Origin of the sequence: Sphingomonas sp. 37zxx, assembly GCF_000786205.1 — a bacterium.
Classification (GTDB): Bacteria; Pseudomonadota; Alphaproteobacteria; order Sphingomonadales; family Sphingomonadaceae; genus Sphingomonas.
Genome location: NZ_JROH01000005.1, coordinates 149,785 through 168,667 on the forward strand (window position 1 = coordinate 149,785; position 18,883 = coordinate 168,667).

Consider the following 18,883-nt stretch of genomic DNA (forward strand, 5'->3'; position numbering starts at 1 on the left):
GAAGAAAGTTCGCACTGCCCGGAAAGTAAAAAGTCCAACCCAAGAAAGGAAGTCGCAATGGCAATCACCGTGCATCCGGAATCCTTGTCTCCTGCCGTGCCGATCGCTGAGGTCCGACGCATCGGAAAGGCGGATATGGATTGGGCGCTTGCGCAAGGGTGGCGCGATTTCCGGGCAAAGCGCGGCGATTTGTTGTTCATCGGCGTGATCTATCCGGTGGTGTGTTTCGTCGCGGCAGTGGTGACGTTCAACGATTCGCTGTTTCCTTTATTCTTCCCGCTCGTCGCAGGGCTTTCGATCGCCGGCCCTGCGGTCGCTTCAGGCTTTTATGAGCTGGCCCGGCGACGCGAAGCGGGGATCGATTCGACCTGGTGGCACTTTCTCGATCCGCTGAAAGGGCGCAGCCGAACGCCGATCGCGATGCTCACGCTGATGCTGACCGGGCTGTTCATCGGCTGGTTGGCGGCGGCTTATGCCATTTATGCCCTCACCTTCGGCGCAGACGGCCCGATGCGCGCCAGCGAGATCAGCCGCATCTTCACCACCGAATCGGGCTGGGCGATGATCGTGATCGGCAATCTGGTCGGCCTCGGCTTCGCGCTGGTTGCGATCACCGTTTCGTTCGTTGCTTTCCCGATGGTGGTCGACCAGCCGGTCGAAGCGCACACTGCAGTCGCCACCTCGATCGCTGCGGCACGGCGCAATCCGGGCGAAACCATCGGCTGGGGGCTGCGCGTAGCCGCGTTGCTGGTGTTGGGCACCATCCCGTTCGGCGTGGGGCTGGCGGTGGTGCTGCCTTGGCTCGGCTATGCCACCTGGCATTTATACACCCGGCTGGTCGTCCGCTAAAGCGACCGGGGCCGTCTGCGTCAGCGCGCGGGCGGCACCTGACGCGGGGCACCCTGCATCATCGCGCGAAAGCGATCGACCACCGCCAGCCGTTCGACGATGTCACCGCGATAAGGGGCATTGGCGGGGGTAAGCGCAAGCGCCTGCGCCCAGGCCGTCCGCGCCTGATCGATCTCGCCCGCGTTCAACAGCGAAATTCCCAGGAAGAACGGCGGCCCCGGTGCCTTGGGATCGAGCCGCACCGCTTGTGCAAAGGCAAATCGCGCCGCCGGCGACAATTGCTGGCCGTCATGCACCGCCAGCATCGTGCCCAGCGCCGTCCAGGTGCCGGGATCGTTCGGCGAGCGGCGTACTGCGTCGATCAGGATACGCACCGCCTCGCCCTTGTCGCCGCGCGCCATCGCCGCGTCGGCCAGGCTCATCGCCGCGCGATGGCGTTCGCCCAGGATCGCTGCGCGGAAATCGATCAGCCCGGGATCGACCTGCAATCCCTGATCGCCGGTCGCCACTGGCGCTGCCGGTTGCATCGGCTGGCCCTGCAGCGCATAGCCGGTGGCACCCAATAGCAGCGCCGCCGCCATCAACGTCGACAACATCCGCGGCGCGCCGAGCCACCACAAGGCCGCCCCCGCGCCAAGGCCCAACACCGCAAGCGCAAGCCAGCCCATCAGCGCTGTCCCACCATCTTGCGCGTCATCTTGCCCATCATCTTGAGCGCCGCCGAAAACTGCGCGCGGCAATACCCGCACCCAGGATCAGCAACACGATCGGCGCGATCCACAGCGGCACCGAAGCGCCGCTCACCGGCGGATCGTAACTCACATAATCGCCATAACGCTCGATCAGCCAGGCGCGGACCTCGGCAGCGCTTTCTCCCTGCCCCACCCGCTCGCGCACCAACGCTCGCATGTCGCCCGCCATGTCGGCGTCGCTATCGGCAATCGACTGGCCCTGACACACTAGGCAGCGCAGCTCCTCCATCAGCCCCCGCGCCTCGGCTTCCTTGGCGGGGTCGGGCAGCTGTTTCCAGGCCAGTTCGGCCTGCGGCACCGCCGATTGCTGCGCTGCCAGCGGAGTCGCGGCCAGCAGGGCCAGCATCGTCAGCCGCTTCACCGTGCCTCCTCCAGTGCCGCCAGAATGACCGGCACATCGCCCTCATTGATCGGGCCGATATGCTGCATCGTGATCAACCCCTTGGCATCGACTACAAAGGTTTCGGGCACGCCCGATGATCCCAGCGCCAGCTGCACCGCGCTTCGGGGATCGTCGCCGATGCGGCGATACGGATCGCCATGCGCGGCCAGAAAGCGGGTAATCGCCGGGGCGGTATCGCGAATGGCTATCGCGTCGATCGCCACCCCCGCCGCCTTCAGCCGCATCAGTTGCGGCGCTTCGGCAATGCACGGCACACACCAGCTTGCGAACACATTCACCAGCCGGGGCTTGCCGCCGGGATCGTCGTTCAGCGCCAACCCCGGCTTGCCCGGCAGCATCGGCTTTAGCGTCACATCGGGCAGCGGCTTGCCCACCAGCGCCGACCGGATCGTCGGGTCGTTCGGGCGGTACAGCCCGTGCACGGCAAGCGCGACCAGCCCGGCGAACACCAATAACGGCACCCACAACAGCAATTTCTTCATGCCGTCGCCATCCGCGCGGGCAACCGCCGTTCCCGCACCACCCGGCCGATCAGCGACAACAGCCCGCCCAACCCGATCAACACGCCGCCTAGCCAGATCAGCGTCACGAACGGCTTCCACCATAAACGAAGCTGCCAGCGCCCCTCGCCATCGGGCTGACCCAGCACGGTGTAAAGCTGCCCGTCGAACACTGTTTCGATCGCGGCTTCGCTGGTCACCGTCGGCGGCGCGGAGAAAAAGCGGCTCTGCGGCCCCATGATGAACGGCGCAGCATCGCCGCGCTGCACGCGCAGCCGCCCTTCCAGCGCCGACCAGTTCGGCCCGATCGCGGGCTTGATCCCTTCTAGGACCACCGAATAGGGTCCGACCTGCGTCACCTGCCCCACCCGCACCGCAACCAGTTTCTCCTGCGTGAAGGCGGCTTCGCTCGCCATCCCCGCCACGCTCACCGCAACGCCCAGATGCGCGACGACCATGCCATAGGTGAACAACGGTGTGCGGCGCAGGTTGCGCTTCCACAGCGGCGCGACACTCGCCACCGCCAGCCCGAAGGCAAAGCCCAACCCCAGCAGCGGCAGGATCGCGGTATCGGGGGCGATCACGAACACCGCCACCAGCCCCGCCAGCCCGGCGGCAAGTGGCGCGGTCATCCGCCCGATCAATTCCTTGCCCTCGTCGCGCCGCCAGCGGATCATCGGCCCCACCGCCATGCCCAGCATCAGCAGCAGCGCGATCGGCGCGGTGGTCTTGTTGAAAAACGGCGGCCCCACCGACAATTGCGTCCCCATCGCCTGCGCGACGATCGGATACAACGTGCCGATCAACACTATCCCCAGGATCACCGACAACAACAGATTGTTGAAGATAAGCCCGCCTTCGCGGCTCACCAGTTCAAAGGTCGAACCCTGCTTCACACTGCCGATCCGCAAGCCAAACAGCACCAGCGCGCCGCCGATATACAAGATCAACAGCGCCAGGATGAAGCTACCCCGGCTAGGATCAACGGCAAAGGCATGGACGCTGGTGAGGATGCCCGACCGGACCAGGAAGGTGCCGATCATCGACATGCTGAACGCCACCACCGCCAGCATGATCGTCCAGGATCGCAGCCCGTCGCGCGTCGCCAGCACCGTCACCGAATGTAGCAGCGCGGTCGCCGCCAGCCACGGCATCAGCGAGGCGTTCTCGACCGGGTCCCAAAACCACCAGCCGCCCCAGCCCAGCTCGTAATAGGCCCAATAGCTGCCCGCCGTGATCCCGATCGTCAGGAACACCCAAGCGCCGAGCACCCAAGGGCGCATCGCGCGCGCAAAGGCCGGCCCGACATCGCGCATCACCAGCGCACCGACCGCGAATGAAAACGCCACCGACAGCCCGACATAGCCGAAATACAAGGTCGGCGGATGGAAGGCGAGGCCGGGGTCTTGCAGCAGCGGGTTCAGCCCCGCGCCCTCGGCCGCCGCCGGGTTCAGCCGAGCAAACGGGTTCGACGCGATCAGCAGGAAGGCATAGAAGCCAAGCCCGATCGCCGCCTGCGCCGCCATCGTTGCGACCAACGTACCTTCGTTCAGTCGCCGCTCGACAATCGCGATCGCCCCGCCGGCGATCGCCAGCACGGTGACCCACAACAGCATCGAGCCTTCGTGATTGCCCCAGGCACCGGCAATTTTGTACATCAGCGGCTTGGCCGAATGGCTGTTTTGCGCGACCAGCACGACCGACATGTCGGATTGGACGAACAGCACGATCAGCAACCCGAACGACAACGCCGCGAGCAAACCCTGAACGATCGCGACCGGGCGAACCCCGGCGATAAGCTGCGCGGCGGTTGCCGCCCGCTCTGCCGACACCCCGTCCGGTCGCCCCATCCATAACCCAAGCCCTGCCAGCACCAGTTGCAGCAGGGCCAGCGCTGCGGCGAGCCACAGCGCCGCAAGTCCAGCTTCGGCGATCATGGTTTCAGTGTCTCGGCAGCAGCCATCTTGCCCGCCATTTCGGGCGGCATGTAGCGTTCGTCATGCTTCGCCAACAGGTTGGTGGCGGTGAAGCTGCCGTCGGGCTGGAACATCCCCTCAGCGACCACGCCCGAATCTTCCTTGAACAAATCGGGCGCGATACCGCTGAAGCGCACCGGCACTGTCGCCTTGCCATCGGTCACCACGAAATGGATCGAAACGCCATCGGGCTGCGGCTTGATCGATCCCGCCTCGACCATCCCACCCAGTCGAACCGCGCGGCCAACCGGCGGTGCCTTGCCCGCAACATCCGCCGGGGCATAAAAAAACGCTGCCTCGTCCTGCAACGCCGACAATGCCAGGCCACTTGCCCCCATGACCGCGACCAGTCCCAGCCCGGCCAGCAGCAATCGCTGATGTTTCGCTTTCATCGCCGGCGCACCTTATCTGCCGCATCCTCGGCGCGGCGCATCGAACGGTAGCTGTCGATCAGGATCGCCCCCGTTCCCACCACCGCGACGCCATAGGCGGCGATCACGAAAAACCACTGACTCATGCCGCTGCCATCCGGCGCATCCGCGCCTCAACTTTCGAGGAAGCCAGGATCGCCCGCATCCGCATCAACACGATCCCTGCGAACAACAGGCTGAAGCCCGTCAGCGTAAACGCCAGCGGCCACAAAATAGCATTGTCGATCGTCGATTTGGTCAAGCTGAGGCTCTGTCCTTGGTGCAGCGTGTTCCACCATACCACTGAATAGCGGATGATCGGCAGCAATACGGTGCCCGCCACCCCGAACAATGCCGGGATGCGCGCATCACCGCCGCGCGCCGCATCGGCCCGCGAAAGCGCTATATAGGCAAGGTAGACAAAAAACAGCAGCAGCATCGACGTCAGCCGACCGTCCCATTGCCACCACGTCCCCCAGGTCGGACGCCCCCAGATCGATCCGGTGGCCAGGCAGATCGCGGCAAACAGCGCTCCCGGCACCGCACATGCGCGGGCCGAAACTGCAGCCAAGGGATGCCGCCACACCAGATAGGCGATGCTCGAAATCGCAATCCCGCTCCATCCGCCCATGCCCAGCCAAGCGGCGGGAACATGCAGATACAGGATACGCACCGTCTCGCCCTGCAGGTAATCGGGGGGTGTTTGCGTGAGCCCGGCCCATGCGCCGAACAGCAACAGCGCCAGCCCGCCCCATATCAATACCGGCGTCAACGGCTTCGCAATCTTCAGAAAGCGGACAGGATTGGCTAGCGCGTGAATCACGATACCCTGACCATAAGCGAAATACGCAGCGAATCTACTGGCCTCTGGGGCGGTAGCATCACAAATCGACGCTGCGGCGCAACATCGATCCATCCGTCTTCGACTTGGCGGCAAGGCAGAACGACATCTTCCCCGGTTGCCGCACCGCCCTCGCCCGGCTACCTCCACGACATGCTAAAGCTGATCCTGGGCAACAAGGCCTATTCATCCTGGTCGCTTCGCGGCTGGCTCGCGGTAAAACATGCGGGGCTGGCTTTCGAGGAAGTCGTCGTGCCGCTGTACGATCAGGCATGGGAACAGCGCCGCGAGGGCGATGAATTCGCGCCGTCATCGGGCAAAGTGCCGATCCTGTGGGATGGCGATGTGGTGATCTGGGACAGCCTGGCGATCATCGAATATCTCAACGAAAAGACCGGCGACGATCGTTTCTGGCCCGCCGATGCCGCCGCGCGCGCGATGGCGCGGTCGATGGCGGCCGAAATGCATTCGAGCTATGCCGCGCTACGCCGCAAGCATCCGATGAATATCCGCCAGGTATATGAACCCGGCCAACCCGACGCCGATGTGCTGGCCGATCTGGGCCGGATCATGGAGCTTTGGGCACAAGCCAGAGCGCGCTTCGGCGGTGACGGCGAATTCCTGTTCGGCACCTGGGGCGCGGTCGACATCATGTTCGCGCCGGTGGTGACACGGATCATCACCTATTCGCTGCCCTTCGCCCGCTTTGCCGGGCCATATATGAACGCGGTGATCGCCCACCCTTGCATGCAGGATTGGATCGCCTGCGCGCAGGAGGAGGAATGGGTGCTCGAACAATATGAGCAAACCCCCGCCGCCTGAAGTTCATAAAACAGCCGACACGCATCGCATCAATCGCCATCGACCTATGATAGGAAAATGGCCAATCGAATTGAGGAAGCGCGCCTCGACGCATTGCATCGCCTGAACCTGCTCGACACCGCGCCCAGCGAAGCGTTCGACCGGATCACGCGGCTGGCCAGCCAGATTTTCAACCTGCCGATTTCGGCGGTTTCGCTCACCGATCACGATCGCCAATGGTTTAAATCGCGCGTCGGCTGCACGTACGACTCGATCCCCCGCGATCAGGCACCTTGCGCGGAGGTTGCCGAAAACAATCAGTCGATGGTCATTCCCGATCTGCTGCTAGATGAACGCTATCACGACTGCATTTTGAGCCAACAGGGCATCCGCTTCTATGCCGGCGCGCCATTGGTGACGCGCGAAGGGTTCGGCTTGGGTTCGCTCTGTGTGCTTGGCCCCGACCCCCGCGCCGCCAGTGAAGCGGAAATGGCTGCGCTCGACGATTTGGCGCAAATGGTGATGGCGCAGATCGAGCTCAGCCACGCGATCGGCCGGGTCGACGCGCTCAGCGGCCTGCCCAACCGGATCCAGTTCAGCGACGACCTTGATGATCTGGGTCGCGACACCCCTGGCGTGCGACGCTTGGTCGTGTTGCTCGACCTCGCTCGAATCGAACAGCTGAACAACGGCGTGCGGGCGATGGGTTCGGGGTATCTCGATACGATCGTACAGCAAAGCGCCCGCGTGTTGCGATCGGTGCTCGGACCAAAACGGGCCGCCTACCACGTCGCCTCGACCAAGTTCGCGTTCCTGGCTCCGCCCGATGTCGACGAGCGCTATTACATCCGAAGGCTCGGATCGCTGCTGACGCGGCTGCAAAAGGGATCGGAAATGCGATTCGGGGTCACTGCGGTGATCGGCATTGCCCCCTTCGTGACTGGCGAGACGCCGCCCAGTGACGTGATGCGAACTGCACACAGCGCCGCGCTCGATGCACGCCAGGCCGAATCAGCGATCAGTTTTTATTCGGCCCTCGAGGATTCGACGCATTGCCGTCGTTTCTCGCTGCTCGAGGATTTCAGTGCAGCGCTCGAATCGCCCGAACAATTGCGGCTGGTGTATCAGCCGCGGATCGATCTTGCCTCGCGCCGTTGCGTGGGGGCGGAGGCACTGCTGCGCTGGAACCACCCGATATTGGGCGAGGTTTCCCCCGCCGAGTTCATCCCGATCATCGAGCAGACGTCGCTGGCGCGGCCGACCACCGCCCGCGTCCTCGATACGGGTCTCGCGCAACTGGCGACCTGGCTGGCATCGGGGATGGACCTACAGCTTTCGATCAACGTGTCGGCCGTCAATCTCGATGAAAGCGATTTCGCCCAGCGGGTGCAGCTATATCTGCTCAAGCACCGTATCCTCCCGGCGATGCTCGAAATCGAAGTGACCGAGAGCGCGGCGATGGAAAATGCCGCCCGCGCGCTCGGCCAATTGACCGCGATCGATTCGGTCGGCGTCAATTTGGCGATCGATGATTTTGGCATCGGCCAGAGCAGCCTGGCCTATTTGCAACGCCTGCCCGCCAAGATCGTGAAGATCGATCAATCCTTCATCCGGCGTCTGACGCTGGGAGCGCGCGAGCAGACCTTGGTGCGATCGATGATCTCGCTTTCGCACGACCTTGGTTATCGGGTTGTCAGCGAAGGTGTCGAGACCGCCGAAGAGGCCGACCTGCTGTCGGCGATGGGCTGTGACGAAGCCCAGGGCTATTATTTCGCGCGCCCGATGGAAGCGGCGGCGTTCGAACAATGGTTCGCCGACCAGCAAGCCGAGCGCGCTGCCGCCTGATGCCATCTGATGCCATTGCCGGGATTGCGCCGCGTCGATGCTTGGGCGATGCGCGATAGGATGCAGACCACCGCCATTTTGCCCGATCCGATCGTCCTTACCACCGCGCTGCTCGCGGCTGACAGCGTGACGCCCGCGCGCGGGGCGGTGTTCGACGTGTTGGAGGCGATGCTGCTGCCACTGGGCTTCGCCGTCGATCGCTTCGTCGTCGGCGAGGCACCCGACGGTCCGGTCGAAAACCTGCTGGCGATTCGCGGCGAAGGTGGCACCCATCTGGCCTTTGCCGGCCATCTCGATGTCGTTCCCCCCGGTATCGGCTGGACCAGCGCACCCTTTGCCCCCGAGATTCGCGGCGGGCTGCTATACGGGCGCGGCGCGGTCGATATGAAGGGCGCGATCGGTGCGTTCGTCGCCGCCTGCGCCGATCCGCAACCCAGCGGCACGCTCAGCCTCATCATCACCGGCGACGAGGAAGGCCCGGCGACCTTCGGCACGCTCGCGCTCATCGATCGCATGGCCAAGCGTGGCATCGCGCCCGACCTGTGCATCGTCGGCGAACCCACCAGCGTCGATCGCCTTGGCGACATGATGAAGATCGGTCGTCGCGGCTCGGTGAACATCTGGATCGATGTTCCGGGTCGACAGGGGCATGTCGCCTACCCGCATCTGGCCGACAATCCGATTCCGCGGCTGATAGCGATTCTGGCCGAGATCGACTCGATCGTGCTCGACCACGGCACCGACTGGTTTCAGCCGTCGAACATCGAAGTGACCGACATCACCGTCGGCAATCCGGCGACCAATGTCATCCCGGCACAGGCATCGGCACGGATCAGCATCCGGTTCAACGATCTGCATCGCGGCAACGAACTGGCGACCTTGATCGAGGCGCTGGTCCATCGCCACGCCCCCAAAGCCCGCGTCGTCGCCCGCGTTTCGGGCGAAGCCTTCCTCACCCAGCCGGGCAAGCTGTCGACCATCATCGGCGACTCGGTCGAAGCGCAAATCGGCATCCGGCCTGCATTATCGACCAGCGGTGGCACGTCGGATGCGCGCTTCCTGTCGAAACTATGCCCGGTGGTCGAATTCGGCCTGTGCAACGCGACGATGCACAAGCTGGACGAGGCAGTCGCGGTCGATGACCTGGTCACCCTCCGCGCGATCTACGCGGGTATCATCCGCCAAACGCTGGGCTGAGCAACGGCACGCGCGTCGTCTGCGCCCAGGCGAGGAACGATCGCTCGTCCATCGGCCGGGCGATGGCGTAGCCCTGCAACACGTCGCAGCCGATAATCCGCAACACCTCGGCCTGCGCTGCGGTTTCGATGCCCTCGGCCACCGCTTCGCAACCCAGGCCGTGAATCAGCGCGATCACCGCCTGCGCGATCGCCCTCGCCGCATGATCGGTCGCCACCTTTTCAATCACGCACGGGTCCAGCTTGATCCGGTCGACCGGCAGTTCGCGCAAGCGCGCCAGATTGGAATAGCCTGTGCCGAAATCATCGATCGCCACCGTCGCGCCATCGGTGCGGATCGCGCCAATCGCGGCGATCACCTCGGCGCTGCAATTCATTGCCAACGTCTCGGTGATCTCAAGCTCAAGCAGCGACGCTGGGGCCTGCGCTGCATGCATCGCCGCTCGCAGGCGGCGAAAGAACAGCACATGATCGATCTGGCGCTGGCTGATATTCACCGCCATTCGCTGCTGTATTCCCAACCGCGCCCAGCGCGCGATGGTCGCCGCAACCGATTCGACCACCCAGTCGCCGATTTCAACGATCAAGCCGGTTTCCTCAGCGCGTTGGATGAAAGCAGCGGGAAGCTTCAACCCATCGGGATGCCGCCAACGCAGCAGCGCTTCGGCTCCCACGATCCGCCCGTCGCGGGCGCTGACCTGCGGCTGAAACACCAACGCGAACTGATCCTTGCCCACCGCCTGGCGCAAATCGCTTTCCAATTGCGCCCGGTTGGCAATGTCGGCGGCCAGGCTATCGGTGAAATATTCGGCGCGGCCGCGCCCTTGCGCCTTGGCATAATACATCGCCGCATCGGCGGCGCGCATGAGATCGGCCAAGTCTTCGCCATGTTGCGGTCGGATCGCGATCCCGATCGACGCCCCGATCCGCACCTCCTGATCCGTCACTTCAAATGGTTCGCCAAGCGCAAGCTGGATCGCTCGACCGATCCGCTCTGCCTCGACCGTTTCGGCAAGCGCCGGAAAGAACATCGTGAATTCATCGCCCGCCAGCCGACCGATCAGCGGCTGCGATTCGGGCGTGGGCGCGGCATAGCCGGTGGCAATCGCGCGAATCCGATCCGCCACCATCCCCAGCAATATATCGCCGGTTTCATGCCCCAGCGTGTCATTGACCGCCTTGAATCGATCGAGGTCGATGAAGAACAGCGCGGCGACAGCCTGAGGATGGCCCTCGGCCAACAGCCGCTCGCACGACCGCTGAAAGCTCACGCGGTTAGGCAGCGCGGTCACAGGATCGTACATCGCCAGCCGGTGTACATCTTCGAAACTGCCGTGGAGCTGCCGGAAAAGCTTGGCCATCGCGCCGGCCAGTGCCGGTTCCGCTCGACCGACTTCAGCGGGAACGGGGCTTTGCAGATCGCCATGCGCCGCACGGGTCAGTCGCTGGATCGCGGCGTCGAGCGCACCTGCCTGGACCGATGAAGCCTGCTTCGCCGCGCCCCAGCAGAACAAGGCGCAGCAGATAGCGATAACAATCGGTGACAATGGACTGGCAGCCGCAGACAAAGTCAGCAACGCAACCATTCCGCCCGCACACATAGCGAAAGGAATCGCCCTGCTCGTGAGCGAGAAGCTCTTCATCCGTTGCGGTACTTCCCCTTGCCCGCCGTTACTGCAAACGGCTGCTCGCGCTCCAGTATATCAAAGAAAGAGATTAATAAATTATCGGCTATTATAACGTCCGTTTTCGCCGCAATACAATATACAGCGCTCCTGCACCACCATGACGGGGATGTGCCCCCCGCACCGCCGCGATTCGCTCGGCATGGTGCGACCCTGCGATCCAGTCGCCAACTGCGGCGCGAATCGCTCCCCGGCCATAGGGTCGCTCGGCATCGGCGCGCGGCGGCCTGCCGGTGACGAGCAGCAACACCCGGTCCCCCCGCGCAACCGCGTCCGCCAGCCCGGCATCCAGCACCCGATGGGCCGTCGCCAGCGTGTGGCCATGCAAGTCGATCGAGCTTTCGGGCGATACCAGCCCGCGCGACAATCGCCGGTCCCAACCTCCATCGAGCGTGGCCTGCGCTGCCGCTTTGGGCGTAGCGGGCGGCCGGACAGCCACGATCGGCGCGGCGACCACCTTGGGTTTCGGTTTGACCAGCTTGCCCGGTGGCGCTTTAGCCACCACCGGCTTGGGCAGAACTGCGGGCACTGCCGCCGGCGCAACTGGCTTGGCCCTGCCCTCGATCGGGCGCACCGATGCCATCACCCGCGCCCACAGCGCAGCTTCCTCGGGGCTAAGGTGTCGGCTGGGCACTGCGCAGCCGTGCCAATGTACCGCGCGGCACCAGGATAAAGGCGGTGCCGCGTGCCGACATGCCGCCGGCGATCGCGCGCGCGTCCTCGCCCGCGCCCCAAAAGGTATCGAAGCGGTTTGCCCCCTTGATCGCGCCGCCGGTATCCTGCGCCACCCAGATGCCATTGGCATCGGGGCGATCCATCGACAGGAATACCGGCGCGCCCAGCGGCACGAAGCGCGGATCGGCGGCAACACTCGCCTGCGCGCTCACCGGCAGCCCCAATGCCCCTAGCGGCCCCGGTCCGGTCAATTCGCGGAAGAACACATAGCTTTTGTTCTCGCGCATGACCGCCTGACCTTCGGCGGGGTTGGCGCGCAGATACGCCATGATCCCCTGCATCGATGCCTGTCCCGGCTGCAACAGCCCGCGATCGCGCATCAGCTTGCCGATGCCGGTATAAGGCTGGCCATTCTGACTGGCATAGCCGATCCGCATCACCGATCCGTCGGGCAAGCGCAGCCGCCCCGACCCTTGCACCTGCAAAAAGAATAACTCGATCGGATCAGCGGCCCAGGCGATCTCCAGCCCCTTGCCCGCCAGCGCACCCGACTCGATCTGGGTTCGATCGTAATAGGGCACGAAAGCACCGTTCCGCACCCGCCCGCGAAATTTGCGATCGGCCAGGTCGGACGCGAACAGCCCCATATCGGCCTCGATCAGATCGGCAGGCTTGGCATAGACCGGCGTTTCATAGCCCGTCTGTCGCACCCGCGCGCCGCGAATTTCCGGCTCATAATAGCCCGTCGCGAAAGCGCGGCCGTCAGCAATCTGCACGGTTTCAAAATTGGCGGCGAAAAAGGCGCGGGCATTACCCGCACGCTGTGCCTCGGCGCAGGGCTTGGCCCAATCGGCTCCCCGGGTCAGGCCGCTCGCATCATTCCGCTTTTGCAGCGAAGAACAACTGATGCGAAACGCCGCGAGCGCGCGCTCCGCACCCGCAACATCGATCGGCAGCGATGCGATCAAAGGCCCGGCAACCACGCCCGCCACGCTGGCGCTCGATGCCGCAGCAGGTGCTTCGGGGGCATCGACCGGAGCCAAAGGTCGGGCGGCCACCGGATTGCGCGCCACATCGGCACCAGCCGCGGGGCCACCCGGCAGAACCGCTCGACCGGGCTCGATCCCGTTGGGAACGATGGCGTTGGTGCAAGACGCCAGCACAACAGCCAGCGCGATCCCCCCAAGGGCGCGCATGTCGATCAAGCTCCCGCCGCCCGCGTCAGACTTCGTCAGTCTCGGCCAGCTTCCAGTTGGGATCATCGCTGCGAAGGCTGCGGGAGAAGGTCCACACGTCATGGGTTTCCACTGCATCGCTCAGCGATCCGGCCACGACATTGCCCTCGGCCCCGCGCGTTACCGCAGCGATGTCGGCATCGAAGCGAACCGTCACTCGCGCAACGCCGCCGTCAACGGCGGCATCGGAAACCACTGCGCGCTCGATCGACACCAGCCGGTTTTCCAGCGTTTCGCCGGCGGCGGCGCGCGCGTCGATCGCACCTTCAAACGCCGCCTTAACATCGGCCTCGACCAGCCAGTCGAGCGTCTCGCGATCGCCCTTCCAATAGGCTTCCAGGATCATGCGATAGGCCGATTTCGACCCTTCGACGAACTGCGTCAGGTCGAACGACGGATCGGCGGCGACCAGCGCGCGGATACCGTTTTCTGCCTTTGGCTCGATCAGGCGATTGACCGTGTCGCGCGTTTCGGCGGGCAGGTCGATCGATCGCGGCACCGGCAATGTGGCGACGCGATCCTCGGCCGGCTTGGGCAAAGGCTGTTCGTGGCCCGTGCGCTTGCCCAGTACCGAATAGAGTCGCAGCGCTAAAAAGCCCGCGACCATTGCAAGAAGAATAACGTAGAGCACCGTGCCTCCGACGAGTTCGATCCTCAACATAGGCGCAAGCGGCGCTGGATTCAAATGGCGTCGCCCATGTCCTTCGGCACCTCTCTTGCCGTTGAACTGGCGGGGCGGCCCTGCTAGTCGCCGCGCTTTCCAATATTCGGCGCGCCTGGCGTGCCCGCCACCATGAAGAAAGGGCCTATCCGATGGACGCGCAGGAGAATGCCGAGGGCTTCGGCCAGCCCGCAGCCAATGGCGAAGATACCGCACCGATGGCCAATGTGCTGTCGCAATATGTGAAGGATCTGTCGTTCGAAAATCCGAACGCCCCGGCCATCTATCAGGTGCAGGGTGCCCCCAAGCTCGACGTGCAGTTCAATATCGGCGCGGCACAGGTGGGCGAGGACGTTCATGAAGTCGTGCTGAAGATCGAAGCACGCGGCGAGATCGAAGGCCAGGTCATGTATCTGTGCGAATTGTCGTTCGCCGGCCTGTTTGGTCTGCGGAACATCCCGAACGAGCATCTTCAGCCCTTCCTGCTGGGCGAAGCGCCGCGCATCCTGTTCCCCTTCGCGCGCCGCGTGCTTGCCGATGCGGTGCGTGACGGTGGCTTCCCGCCGCTGCTGCTCGAACCGATCGATTTCGGCGCGCTGTATTTCCAGCAGCAGGCACAGGCAGCCGCCGCCCAGACCGGCGAAATCGCCGGCGACGGCATCGGTCACGCCTGACCGCTCTTGCCCCTCCCTGGCAGGGAGGGGCTTAGTTCAGCAAAGGTTTCCATGAACCTCACCCGCGCGCTCGGATCGGTTGGCGGCCTGACGCTCGTGAGCCGGGTGCTCGCGCTGGTGCGCGATTCGCTGCAGGCGACCTTTGTCGGCGCGAGCTTCGCGTCGGACGCATTCCTGGTCGCGTTCAAGTTGCCGAACATGTTCCGCGCGCTGTTTGCGGAGGGTGCGTTCAACGCGGCGTTCATCCCGCTGTTCAACCGCAAGGTCGGGGCCGAACGCGATTATGCCGCCGCCTATGACTTTGCCGGCCGCGCGTTGGCGTTGCTGCTGCCGATCCTGATCGGCTTCACCGCGCTGCTGATGATCGCCGCCGATCCGCTGACGCTGGCGCTGTCGGGCGGGTTCGATGACCCAACCGCCGACGAATTCGCCTTCGCCGTCACGCTGTCGCGGATCACCATTCCCTATCTGGCCCTGATCTCGATCGTCTCGCTGCTCGGTGGTATCCTCACCTCGCTCGGCAAGTTCGCCGCCAACGCCGCCGCACCGATCCTGCTCAACATCGCGATGATCGCGGCGCTGTGGTTTTTCCACGGCGACAACCCCTATGAAACCGCCCGCGCACAGGCGATCGCGGTTACCGTCGGCGGTGCGCTGCAATTGCTGTGGCTGATCCTGGCCTGCCGCCGCGCCGGCATCAGCCTTCGCCTGCGGCTGCCGCGAATTGACAACGACGTCCGCGAGTTGCTGCGGCTGATCCTGCCAGCGGCGATCGGCGCTGGCGCGACCCAGATCAATCTGGCGGTCTCGACCGCATTGGCAGGCGGGCTGCTCGAAGCGGGCTCGATCTCGTATCTCTATTACGCCGACCGGCTGAACCAGTTGCCGCTGGGGCTGATCGGCATCGGCCTTGGCACTATCCTATTGCCCACCCTCTCGCGGATGCTCGCCGCTGGCGATGATCAGGCGGCGATGGAGACGCAGAATCGTGGAATCGAACTCGCGCTGTTCCTCACCCTCCCCGCGACCGTTGCATTCCTGGTTGCCGCCGAGCCGATCGTTCGCGGTATCTTCCAGCACGGTGCGTTCACCGCCGCAGATACCAGCGCTGCCGCCCTTGCGCTGTCGGCCTTCTCGATTGGTCTGCCCGCCTATGTGATGATCAAGGTACTCACCCCCGGATTTTACGCGCGCGCCGACACCAGAACGCCGGTGCGGTTTGCGATGATCGCGGTGGCGGTTAACCTGATCGGCAATCTCATCCTCATCCCCACGATCGGCTTTATGGGGCCGCCGCTGGCAACAGCGTTGTCGGCACTGGTCAACATGGCGCTGCTCTATTGGATGCTGCGCCGGCGCGGGCATTTCGTTGCCGACGCGCAGCTCAAGCGCCGCCTGCCCCGCCTCGCGGTCGCCGCGCTGGTGATGGGCGGCGCACTCTACATGCTCGACTGGCTGATCGACCCCTACACCACCGGCAGCGTGCTGGTCCGCATCGCCGGGCTCGGCGCGCTGGTCGCGGGCGGCGGGCTGGTCTATGCCGCTGCGTGTTTCGCGACGGGTGCCTATCGCCCGTCGGACCTCAAGGCGCTCCGCCGCCGCCCCGTTTGAACCAGAAGAAGAACCCATGCGAATCGTCTCGGGAATCCAGACCACCGGCAATCTCCACCTCGGCAACTATCTTGGCGCGATCCGCCAATGGGTAGCGATGCAGGACGCGCTGCAAGCCGGTGACGATTGCCTGTTCTTCCTCGCCGACCTCCACGCACTGACGGTAACCCAAGACCCCAAGGAGCTGGCGCGTACGACGGTCGAGATGGCGGCCACGCTGATCGCCGCTGGCATCGACACCGACCGCGCGATCCTGTTCAATCAGGCGCGCGTACCCGAACATAGCGAGCTTGCCTGGCTGCTCGGCGGCACCGCGCGGATGGGTTGGCTCAACCGCATGACGCAGTGGAAGGACAAGGCGGGCAAGAACCGCGAAGGGGCCAGTGTCGGCCTGTTCACCTATCCGGTGCTGCAAGCCGCCGACGTATTGCTGTACCGCGCCACGCACGTGCCGGTGGGCGAGGACCAGAAACAGCATCTCGAACTCGCGCGCGACGTCGCAACCAAGTTCAACACCGATTTCGCCGTCGAGCTGTTCCCGCTGCCCGAGCCGCTGATCTCGGCCGCAGCCCCGCGCATCATGTCGCTTCGCGACGGCACCGCGAAAATGTCGAAGTCCGACCCATCGGATATGAGCCGGATCAACCTGATCGACGATGACGACACGATCGTCGCCAAACTTCGCAAGGCCAAGAGCGACGCCGATGTGCTACCCGAAACGATGGCGGGTCTCGCCGAGCGCCCCGAAGCGCGCAACCTGTTGACGATCTATGCCGCGCTGGCAGGACAGACACCCGACGAGGTGGCTGCCGAGTTCGCAGGCCAGGGCTTCGGCGCGTTCAAGCCGGCACTGGCCGACCTGACGGTGGCGACGCTCGGCCCGATCCGCGATCGACTGAAGCAGTTGCTGGCGAACCGCGACGAAGTGGCGGCCGAGCTACGCAAGGGCGCTGACAAGGCAAGGACGCTGGCGGCACCGACACTGCGCGCGGCGCAGGAAGCGCTGGGGCTTCAAGTAGCGTAACCTACCCCCCTCCCTGGAGAGGGGGCGTACCCCAACGCACCGTTTGGTGAGGATCAATCCGTAGCGCCTGCTGCGAGCCCCCAGATCGAGTACTATTACGCGGAAACAACGGTCTTCTCTTCGTCATTCCCGCGAAGGCGGGAATCCATATTCGGTACAGGGGTTATGGATTCCCGCCTTCGCGGGAATGACGGACGAGATGGGTTAGCAAGACGCCGTCATGCCATCACGCTATGGTCGATCAGCCCTCGAGCTGCCGCATCAAGCTGCGGACGGCACCGTCGATCTCGCGGTCCTTGCCGCGCAAATCCTCGATCCGTTTGACCGCGTGGATCACCGTCGAATGGTCGCGATTGCCGAATTTGCGGCCGATCTCGGGCAGGCTGCGCGTCGTCAACCGCTTGGCGAGGTACATCGCGATCTGGCGCGGACGCGCCACCGCTACTGCGCGGCGGTCCGAGATCAGGTCGAGCTGCTTCATTTCGAAATGCGCCGACACCGCCTTTTGGATGTCGTCGATCGTCACGCGACGCTGTGCCCCGCGAAGCACTTCGCCCAAGGTCTGGAGCGCGAAGTCCATCGTCACGGTCTCGCCGATCAACTGGGCATAGGCGACCAGCCGATTAAGCGCGCCCTCCAGCTCGCGGATATTGGTGTTGATCCGCATCGCCAGCAGCTCAAGCACTTCATCGGGCACCGCCACCTGCGGCATCTCGCGCAGCTTGGTGTCCAATATGGCTCGGCGAAGCCCGAACTCGGGCGGCTTGATGTCGGTGACAAGCCCCGCGCCCAGCCGGCTCACCAGCCGCGGCTCGACCCCGTCGAGATGCTGGGGTGAGCGGTCGGCGGCGATCACCAGCCTTTTGCCCATCGTCATGAATTCGTTGACGGTGTGGAAGCATTCTTCCTGCGTCGAATCCTTTCCCGCGATGAACTGCAGGTCGTCGATCATCAGCAGGTCGACGCCGCGCAGCCGCTCCTTGAAGCTGAAGGTGTCGCGCGCGCGCACCGCCTTGACGAATTCGAACATGAACCGCTCGGCGGGCATATAGATCGCGGTCGCGCCCGGATTGGCTTCCTGGAAGGCATGGCCGATCGCGTGGCACAGATGCGTCTTACCCTGGCCCGTCGCGCTGTGGATGTAGAGCGGGCTGAACTGCGGCGGATTGCGATCGGCCAGCGCCTTGGCAGCGTTAAGCGCCACCCGGTTCGACGTATCGGCAACGAAGCGATCGAAGGTGAAGCGCGGATCAAAGGCAAACCGCTCGGCAACGGGCACTACCTGCGCAACCGGGGCAGCAACGGGCGCGGCCTCGCTCAACACCCGGCGCGGCGCTGGCGCGGCGCTCAGCGTCTCCACCGACACCGCACGGACCCCGGGCAGCGTCGTGCGGAACTCGAGCAGCAGCCGCTCGGCATAATGGCCTTTCACATAGTTCGTCATGAACGGCGAAGGCAGCGCGATGCGGATGCAGTCGAGATCGGATGTTTCAGCGAGCACCGCCGGCTTCAGCCACTGGTCGAACACCTTCGCACCCGACTGGGCACGCAGGTTGCGACGCACCTGTTCCCAGGCGGTTGCCAGCGTCGCCGATCGGCCAGCCTCGTCATGCTCGTTCACGCGGACAGCCCCTTCCTTGCCGGAAAGCACATGCTTCCGGTTACGCATCATCAACAGTCAAAAACCCCCTCAGCCGGGAAATTATATCCCGTCTGGTTGCGAAGATTCGCTGAACCCCGCCTGC

General features: G+C 64.5%; 19 protein-coding genes. 7 read left to right on the top strand and 12 right to left on the bottom strand.

From position 1 onward, the window contains the following. The first annotated feature begins 57 nt into the window (after positions 1-57). On the top strand, positions 58-849 hold the full coding sequence (locus QU44_RS03695; protein WP_033920140.1) for a DUF2189 domain-containing protein: 792 nt from the start codon (positions 58-60) through the stop codon (positions 847-849). Between the two features lie 20 nt (positions 850-869). Here the strand turns inward: QU44_RS03695 and QU44_RS03700 are convergent, their stop codons facing one another. Genes QU44_RS03700 through ccmC form a run of 7 tightly spaced genes read right to left on the bottom strand, consistent with a single transcriptional unit; the run spans position 870 to position 5,806 of the window. Then, positions 870-1,517, bottom strand: a complete 648-nt coding sequence (locus tag QU44_RS03700; protein ID WP_033920199.1) for a tetratricopeptide repeat protein — start codon at positions 1,515-1,517, stop codon at positions 870-872. Between the two features lie 37 nt (positions 1,518-1,554). Next, positions 1,555-1,947 carry a cytochrome c-type biogenesis protein gene (locus QU44_RS03705; RefSeq protein ID WP_033920201.1) on the bottom strand — a complete coding sequence of 131 codons (393 nt, stop codon included), beginning with the start codon at positions 1,945-1,947 and terminating at the stop codon, positions 1,555-1,557. Positions 1,948-1,958: 11 nt separating this feature from the next. Continuing rightward, positions 1,959-2,486, bottom strand: coding sequence for a redoxin family protein (locus QU44_RS03710; protein ID WP_033920141.1), 528 nt, complete (start codon positions 2,484-2,486; stop codon positions 1,959-1,961). Continuing rightward, positions 2,483-4,441: a heme lyase CcmF/NrfE family subunit gene (locus tag QU44_RS03715; protein ID WP_033920142.1), complete on the bottom strand. Its 1,959-nt coding sequence runs from the start codon at positions 4,439-4,441 to the stop codon at positions 2,483-2,485. The genes QU44_RS03710 and QU44_RS03715 overlap by 4 nt, the downstream gene beginning before the upstream one ends. Continuing rightward, entirely contained in the window at positions 4,438-4,872 is a 435-nt protein-coding gene (ccmE, locus tag QU44_RS03720) for a cytochrome c maturation protein CcmE (protein ID WP_033920143.1), read from the bottom strand. The genes QU44_RS03715 and ccmE overlap by 4 nt, the downstream gene beginning before the upstream one ends. Continuing rightward, complete coding sequence (locus QU44_RS18835; protein ID WP_269429158.1) at positions 4,869-4,997, bottom strand: hypothetical protein; 129 nt, start codon at positions 4,995-4,997, stop codon at positions 4,869-4,871. The genes ccmE and QU44_RS18835 overlap by 4 nt, the downstream gene beginning before the upstream one ends. After that, positions 4,994-5,806 (bottom strand): heme ABC transporter permease CcmC, encoded by an 813-nt coding sequence (gene ccmC, locus QU44_RS03725; protein WP_081987846.1) that lies wholly within the window; start codon positions 5,804-5,806, stop codon positions 4,994-4,996. Before ccmC ends, QU44_RS18835 begins: the two co-directional genes overlap by 4 nt. Before the next feature lie 78 nt (positions 5,807-5,884). Here ccmC and QU44_RS03730 point away from each other — a divergent pair, with 78 nt between their 5' ends. From QU44_RS03730 to dapE, 3 genes are read left to right on the top strand one after another with little or no spacing between them, the layout of a single operon-like run. Continuing rightward, positions 5,885-6,553: a glutathione S-transferase family protein gene (locus QU44_RS03730; RefSeq protein ID WP_033920144.1), complete on the top strand. Its 669-nt coding sequence runs from the start codon at positions 5,885-5,887 to the stop codon at positions 6,551-6,553. Between the two features lie 57 nt (positions 6,554-6,610). Continuing rightward, positions 6,611-8,377: a sensor domain-containing phosphodiesterase gene (locus QU44_RS03735; RefSeq protein ID WP_033920145.1), complete on the top strand. Its 1,767-nt coding sequence runs from the start codon at positions 6,611-6,613 to the stop codon at positions 8,375-8,377. A 60-nt stretch (positions 8,378-8,437) separates the two neighbouring features. Next, complete coding sequence (dapE, locus tag QU44_RS03740; protein WP_033920205.1) at positions 8,438-9,574, top strand: succinyl-diaminopimelate desuccinylase; 1,137 nt, start codon at positions 8,438-8,440, stop codon at positions 9,572-9,574. Here dapE and QU44_RS03745 read toward each other — a convergent pair. The 4 genes from QU44_RS03745 to QU44_RS03760 form a co-directional block, all read right to left on the bottom strand. Continuing rightward, positions 9,552-11,216, bottom strand: a complete 1,665-nt coding sequence (locus QU44_RS03745; protein WP_033920146.1) for a putative bifunctional diguanylate cyclase/phosphodiesterase — start codon at positions 11,214-11,216, stop codon at positions 9,552-9,554. The two genes, dapE and QU44_RS03745, sit on opposite strands and share 23 nt — an antisense overlap. A gap of 91 nt (positions 11,217-11,307) precedes the next feature. Next, positions 11,308-11,892 carry a Smr/MutS family protein gene (locus QU44_RS03750; RefSeq protein WP_033920147.1) on the bottom strand — a complete coding sequence of 195 codons (585 nt, stop codon included), beginning with the start codon at positions 11,890-11,892 and terminating at the stop codon, positions 11,308-11,310. Further along, on the bottom strand, positions 11,873-13,129 hold the full coding sequence (mltA, locus tag QU44_RS03755) for a murein transglycosylase A (protein ID WP_033920148.1): 1,257 nt from the start codon (positions 13,127-13,129) through the stop codon (positions 11,873-11,875). The genes QU44_RS03750 and mltA overlap by 20 nt, the downstream gene beginning before the upstream one ends. A 25-nt stretch (positions 13,130-13,154) precedes the next feature. Further along, entirely contained in the window at positions 13,155-13,775 is a 621-nt protein-coding gene (locus tag QU44_RS03760) for a Tim44 domain-containing protein (protein WP_033920149.1), read from the bottom strand. Positions 13,776-13,981: 206 nt separating this feature from the next. Here QU44_RS03760 and secB point away from each other — a divergent pair, with 206 nt between their 5' ends. Genes secB through trpS form a run of 3 tightly spaced genes read left to right on the top strand, consistent with a single transcriptional unit; the run spans position 13,982 to position 17,138 of the window. Further along, positions 13,982-14,503, top strand: coding sequence for a protein-export chaperone SecB (gene secB, locus QU44_RS03765; protein WP_033920150.1), 522 nt, complete (start codon positions 13,982-13,984; stop codon positions 14,501-14,503). A gap of 51 nt (positions 14,504-14,554) precedes the next feature. After that, positions 14,555-16,114: a murein biosynthesis integral membrane protein MurJ gene (murJ, locus tag QU44_RS03770; protein ID WP_033920151.1), complete on the top strand. Its 1,560-nt coding sequence runs from the start codon at positions 14,555-14,557 to the stop codon at positions 16,112-16,114. A gap of 16 nt (positions 16,115-16,130) precedes the next feature. Next, a complete protein-coding gene (trpS, locus tag QU44_RS03775; protein ID WP_033920152.1) occupies positions 16,131-17,138 on the top strand; it encodes a tryptophan--tRNA ligase in 1,008 nt (335 codons plus the stop codon). Positions 17,139-17,379: 241 nt separating this feature from the next. Here the strand turns inward: trpS and dnaA are convergent, their stop codons facing one another. Further along, entirely contained in the window at positions 17,380-18,807 is a 1,428-nt protein-coding gene (gene dnaA, locus QU44_RS03780; RefSeq protein ID WP_081987853.1) for a chromosomal replication initiator protein DnaA, read from the bottom strand. Positions 18,808-18,883 lie beyond the last annotated feature (76 nt).

Bases quoted from the DNA above. Each gene is read 5' to 3' on its own strand.
- QU44_RS03695 (WP_033920140.1), top strand. From the start codon at position 58: ATGGCAATCACCGTGCATCCGGAATCCTTGTCTCCTGCCGTGCCGATC.
- QU44_RS03700 (WP_033920199.1), bottom strand. From the start codon at position 1,517: ATGGGCTGGCTTGCGCTTGCGGTGTTGGGCCTTGGCGCGGGGGCGGCC.
- QU44_RS03705 (WP_033920201.1), bottom strand. From the start codon at position 1,947: ATGCTGGCCCTGCTGGCCGCGACTCCGCTGGCAGCGCAGCAATCGGCG.
- QU44_RS03710 (WP_033920141.1), bottom strand. From the start codon at position 2,486: ATGAAGAAATTGCTGTTGTGGGTGCCGTTATTGGTGTTCGCCGGGCTG.
- QU44_RS03715 (WP_033920142.1), bottom strand. From the start codon at position 4,441: ATGATCGCCGAAGCTGGACTTGCGGCGCTGTGGCTCGCCGCAGCGCTG.
- ccmE (WP_033920143.1), bottom strand. From the start codon at position 4,872: ATGAAAGCGAAACATCAGCGATTGCTGCTGGCCGGGCTGGGACTGGTC.
- QU44_RS18835 (WP_269429158.1), bottom strand. From the start codon at position 4,997: ATGAGTCAGTGGTTTTTCGTGATCGCCGCCTATGGCGTCGCGGTGGTG.
- ccmC (WP_081987846.1), bottom strand. From the start codon at position 5,806: ATGGATCGATGTTGCGCCGCAGCGTCGATTTGTGATGCTACCGCCCCA.
- QU44_RS03730 (WP_033920144.1), top strand. From the start codon at position 5,885: ATGCTAAAGCTGATCCTGGGCAACAAGGCCTATTCATCCTGGTCGCTT.
- QU44_RS03735 (WP_033920145.1), top strand. From the start codon at position 6,611: ATGGCCAATCGAATTGAGGAAGCGCGCCTCGACGCATTGCATCGCCTG.
- dapE (WP_033920205.1), top strand. From the start codon at position 8,438: ATGCAGACCACCGCCATTTTGCCCGATCCGATCGTCCTTACCACCGCG.
- QU44_RS03745 (WP_033920146.1), bottom strand. From the start codon at position 11,216: ATGAAGAGCTTCTCGCTCACGAGCAGGGCGATTCCTTTCGCTATGTGT.
- mltA (WP_033920148.1), bottom strand. From the start codon at position 13,129: ATGCGCGCCCTTGGGGGGATCGCGCTGGCTGTTGTGCTGGCGTCTTGC.
- QU44_RS03760 (WP_033920149.1), bottom strand. From the start codon at position 13,775: ATGGTCGCGGGCTTTTTAGCGCTGCGACTCTATTCGGTACTGGGCAAG.
- secB (WP_033920150.1), top strand. From the start codon at position 13,982: ATGGACGCGCAGGAGAATGCCGAGGGCTTCGGCCAGCCCGCAGCCAAT.
- murJ (WP_033920151.1), top strand. From the start codon at position 14,555: ATGAACCTCACCCGCGCGCTCGGATCGGTTGGCGGCCTGACGCTCGTG.
- trpS (WP_033920152.1), top strand. From the start codon at position 16,131: ATGCGAATCGTCTCGGGAATCCAGACCACCGGCAATCTCCACCTCGGC.
- dnaA (WP_081987853.1), bottom strand. From the start codon at position 18,807: ATGCGTAACCGGAAGCATGTGCTTTCCGGCAAGGAAGGGGCTGTCCGC.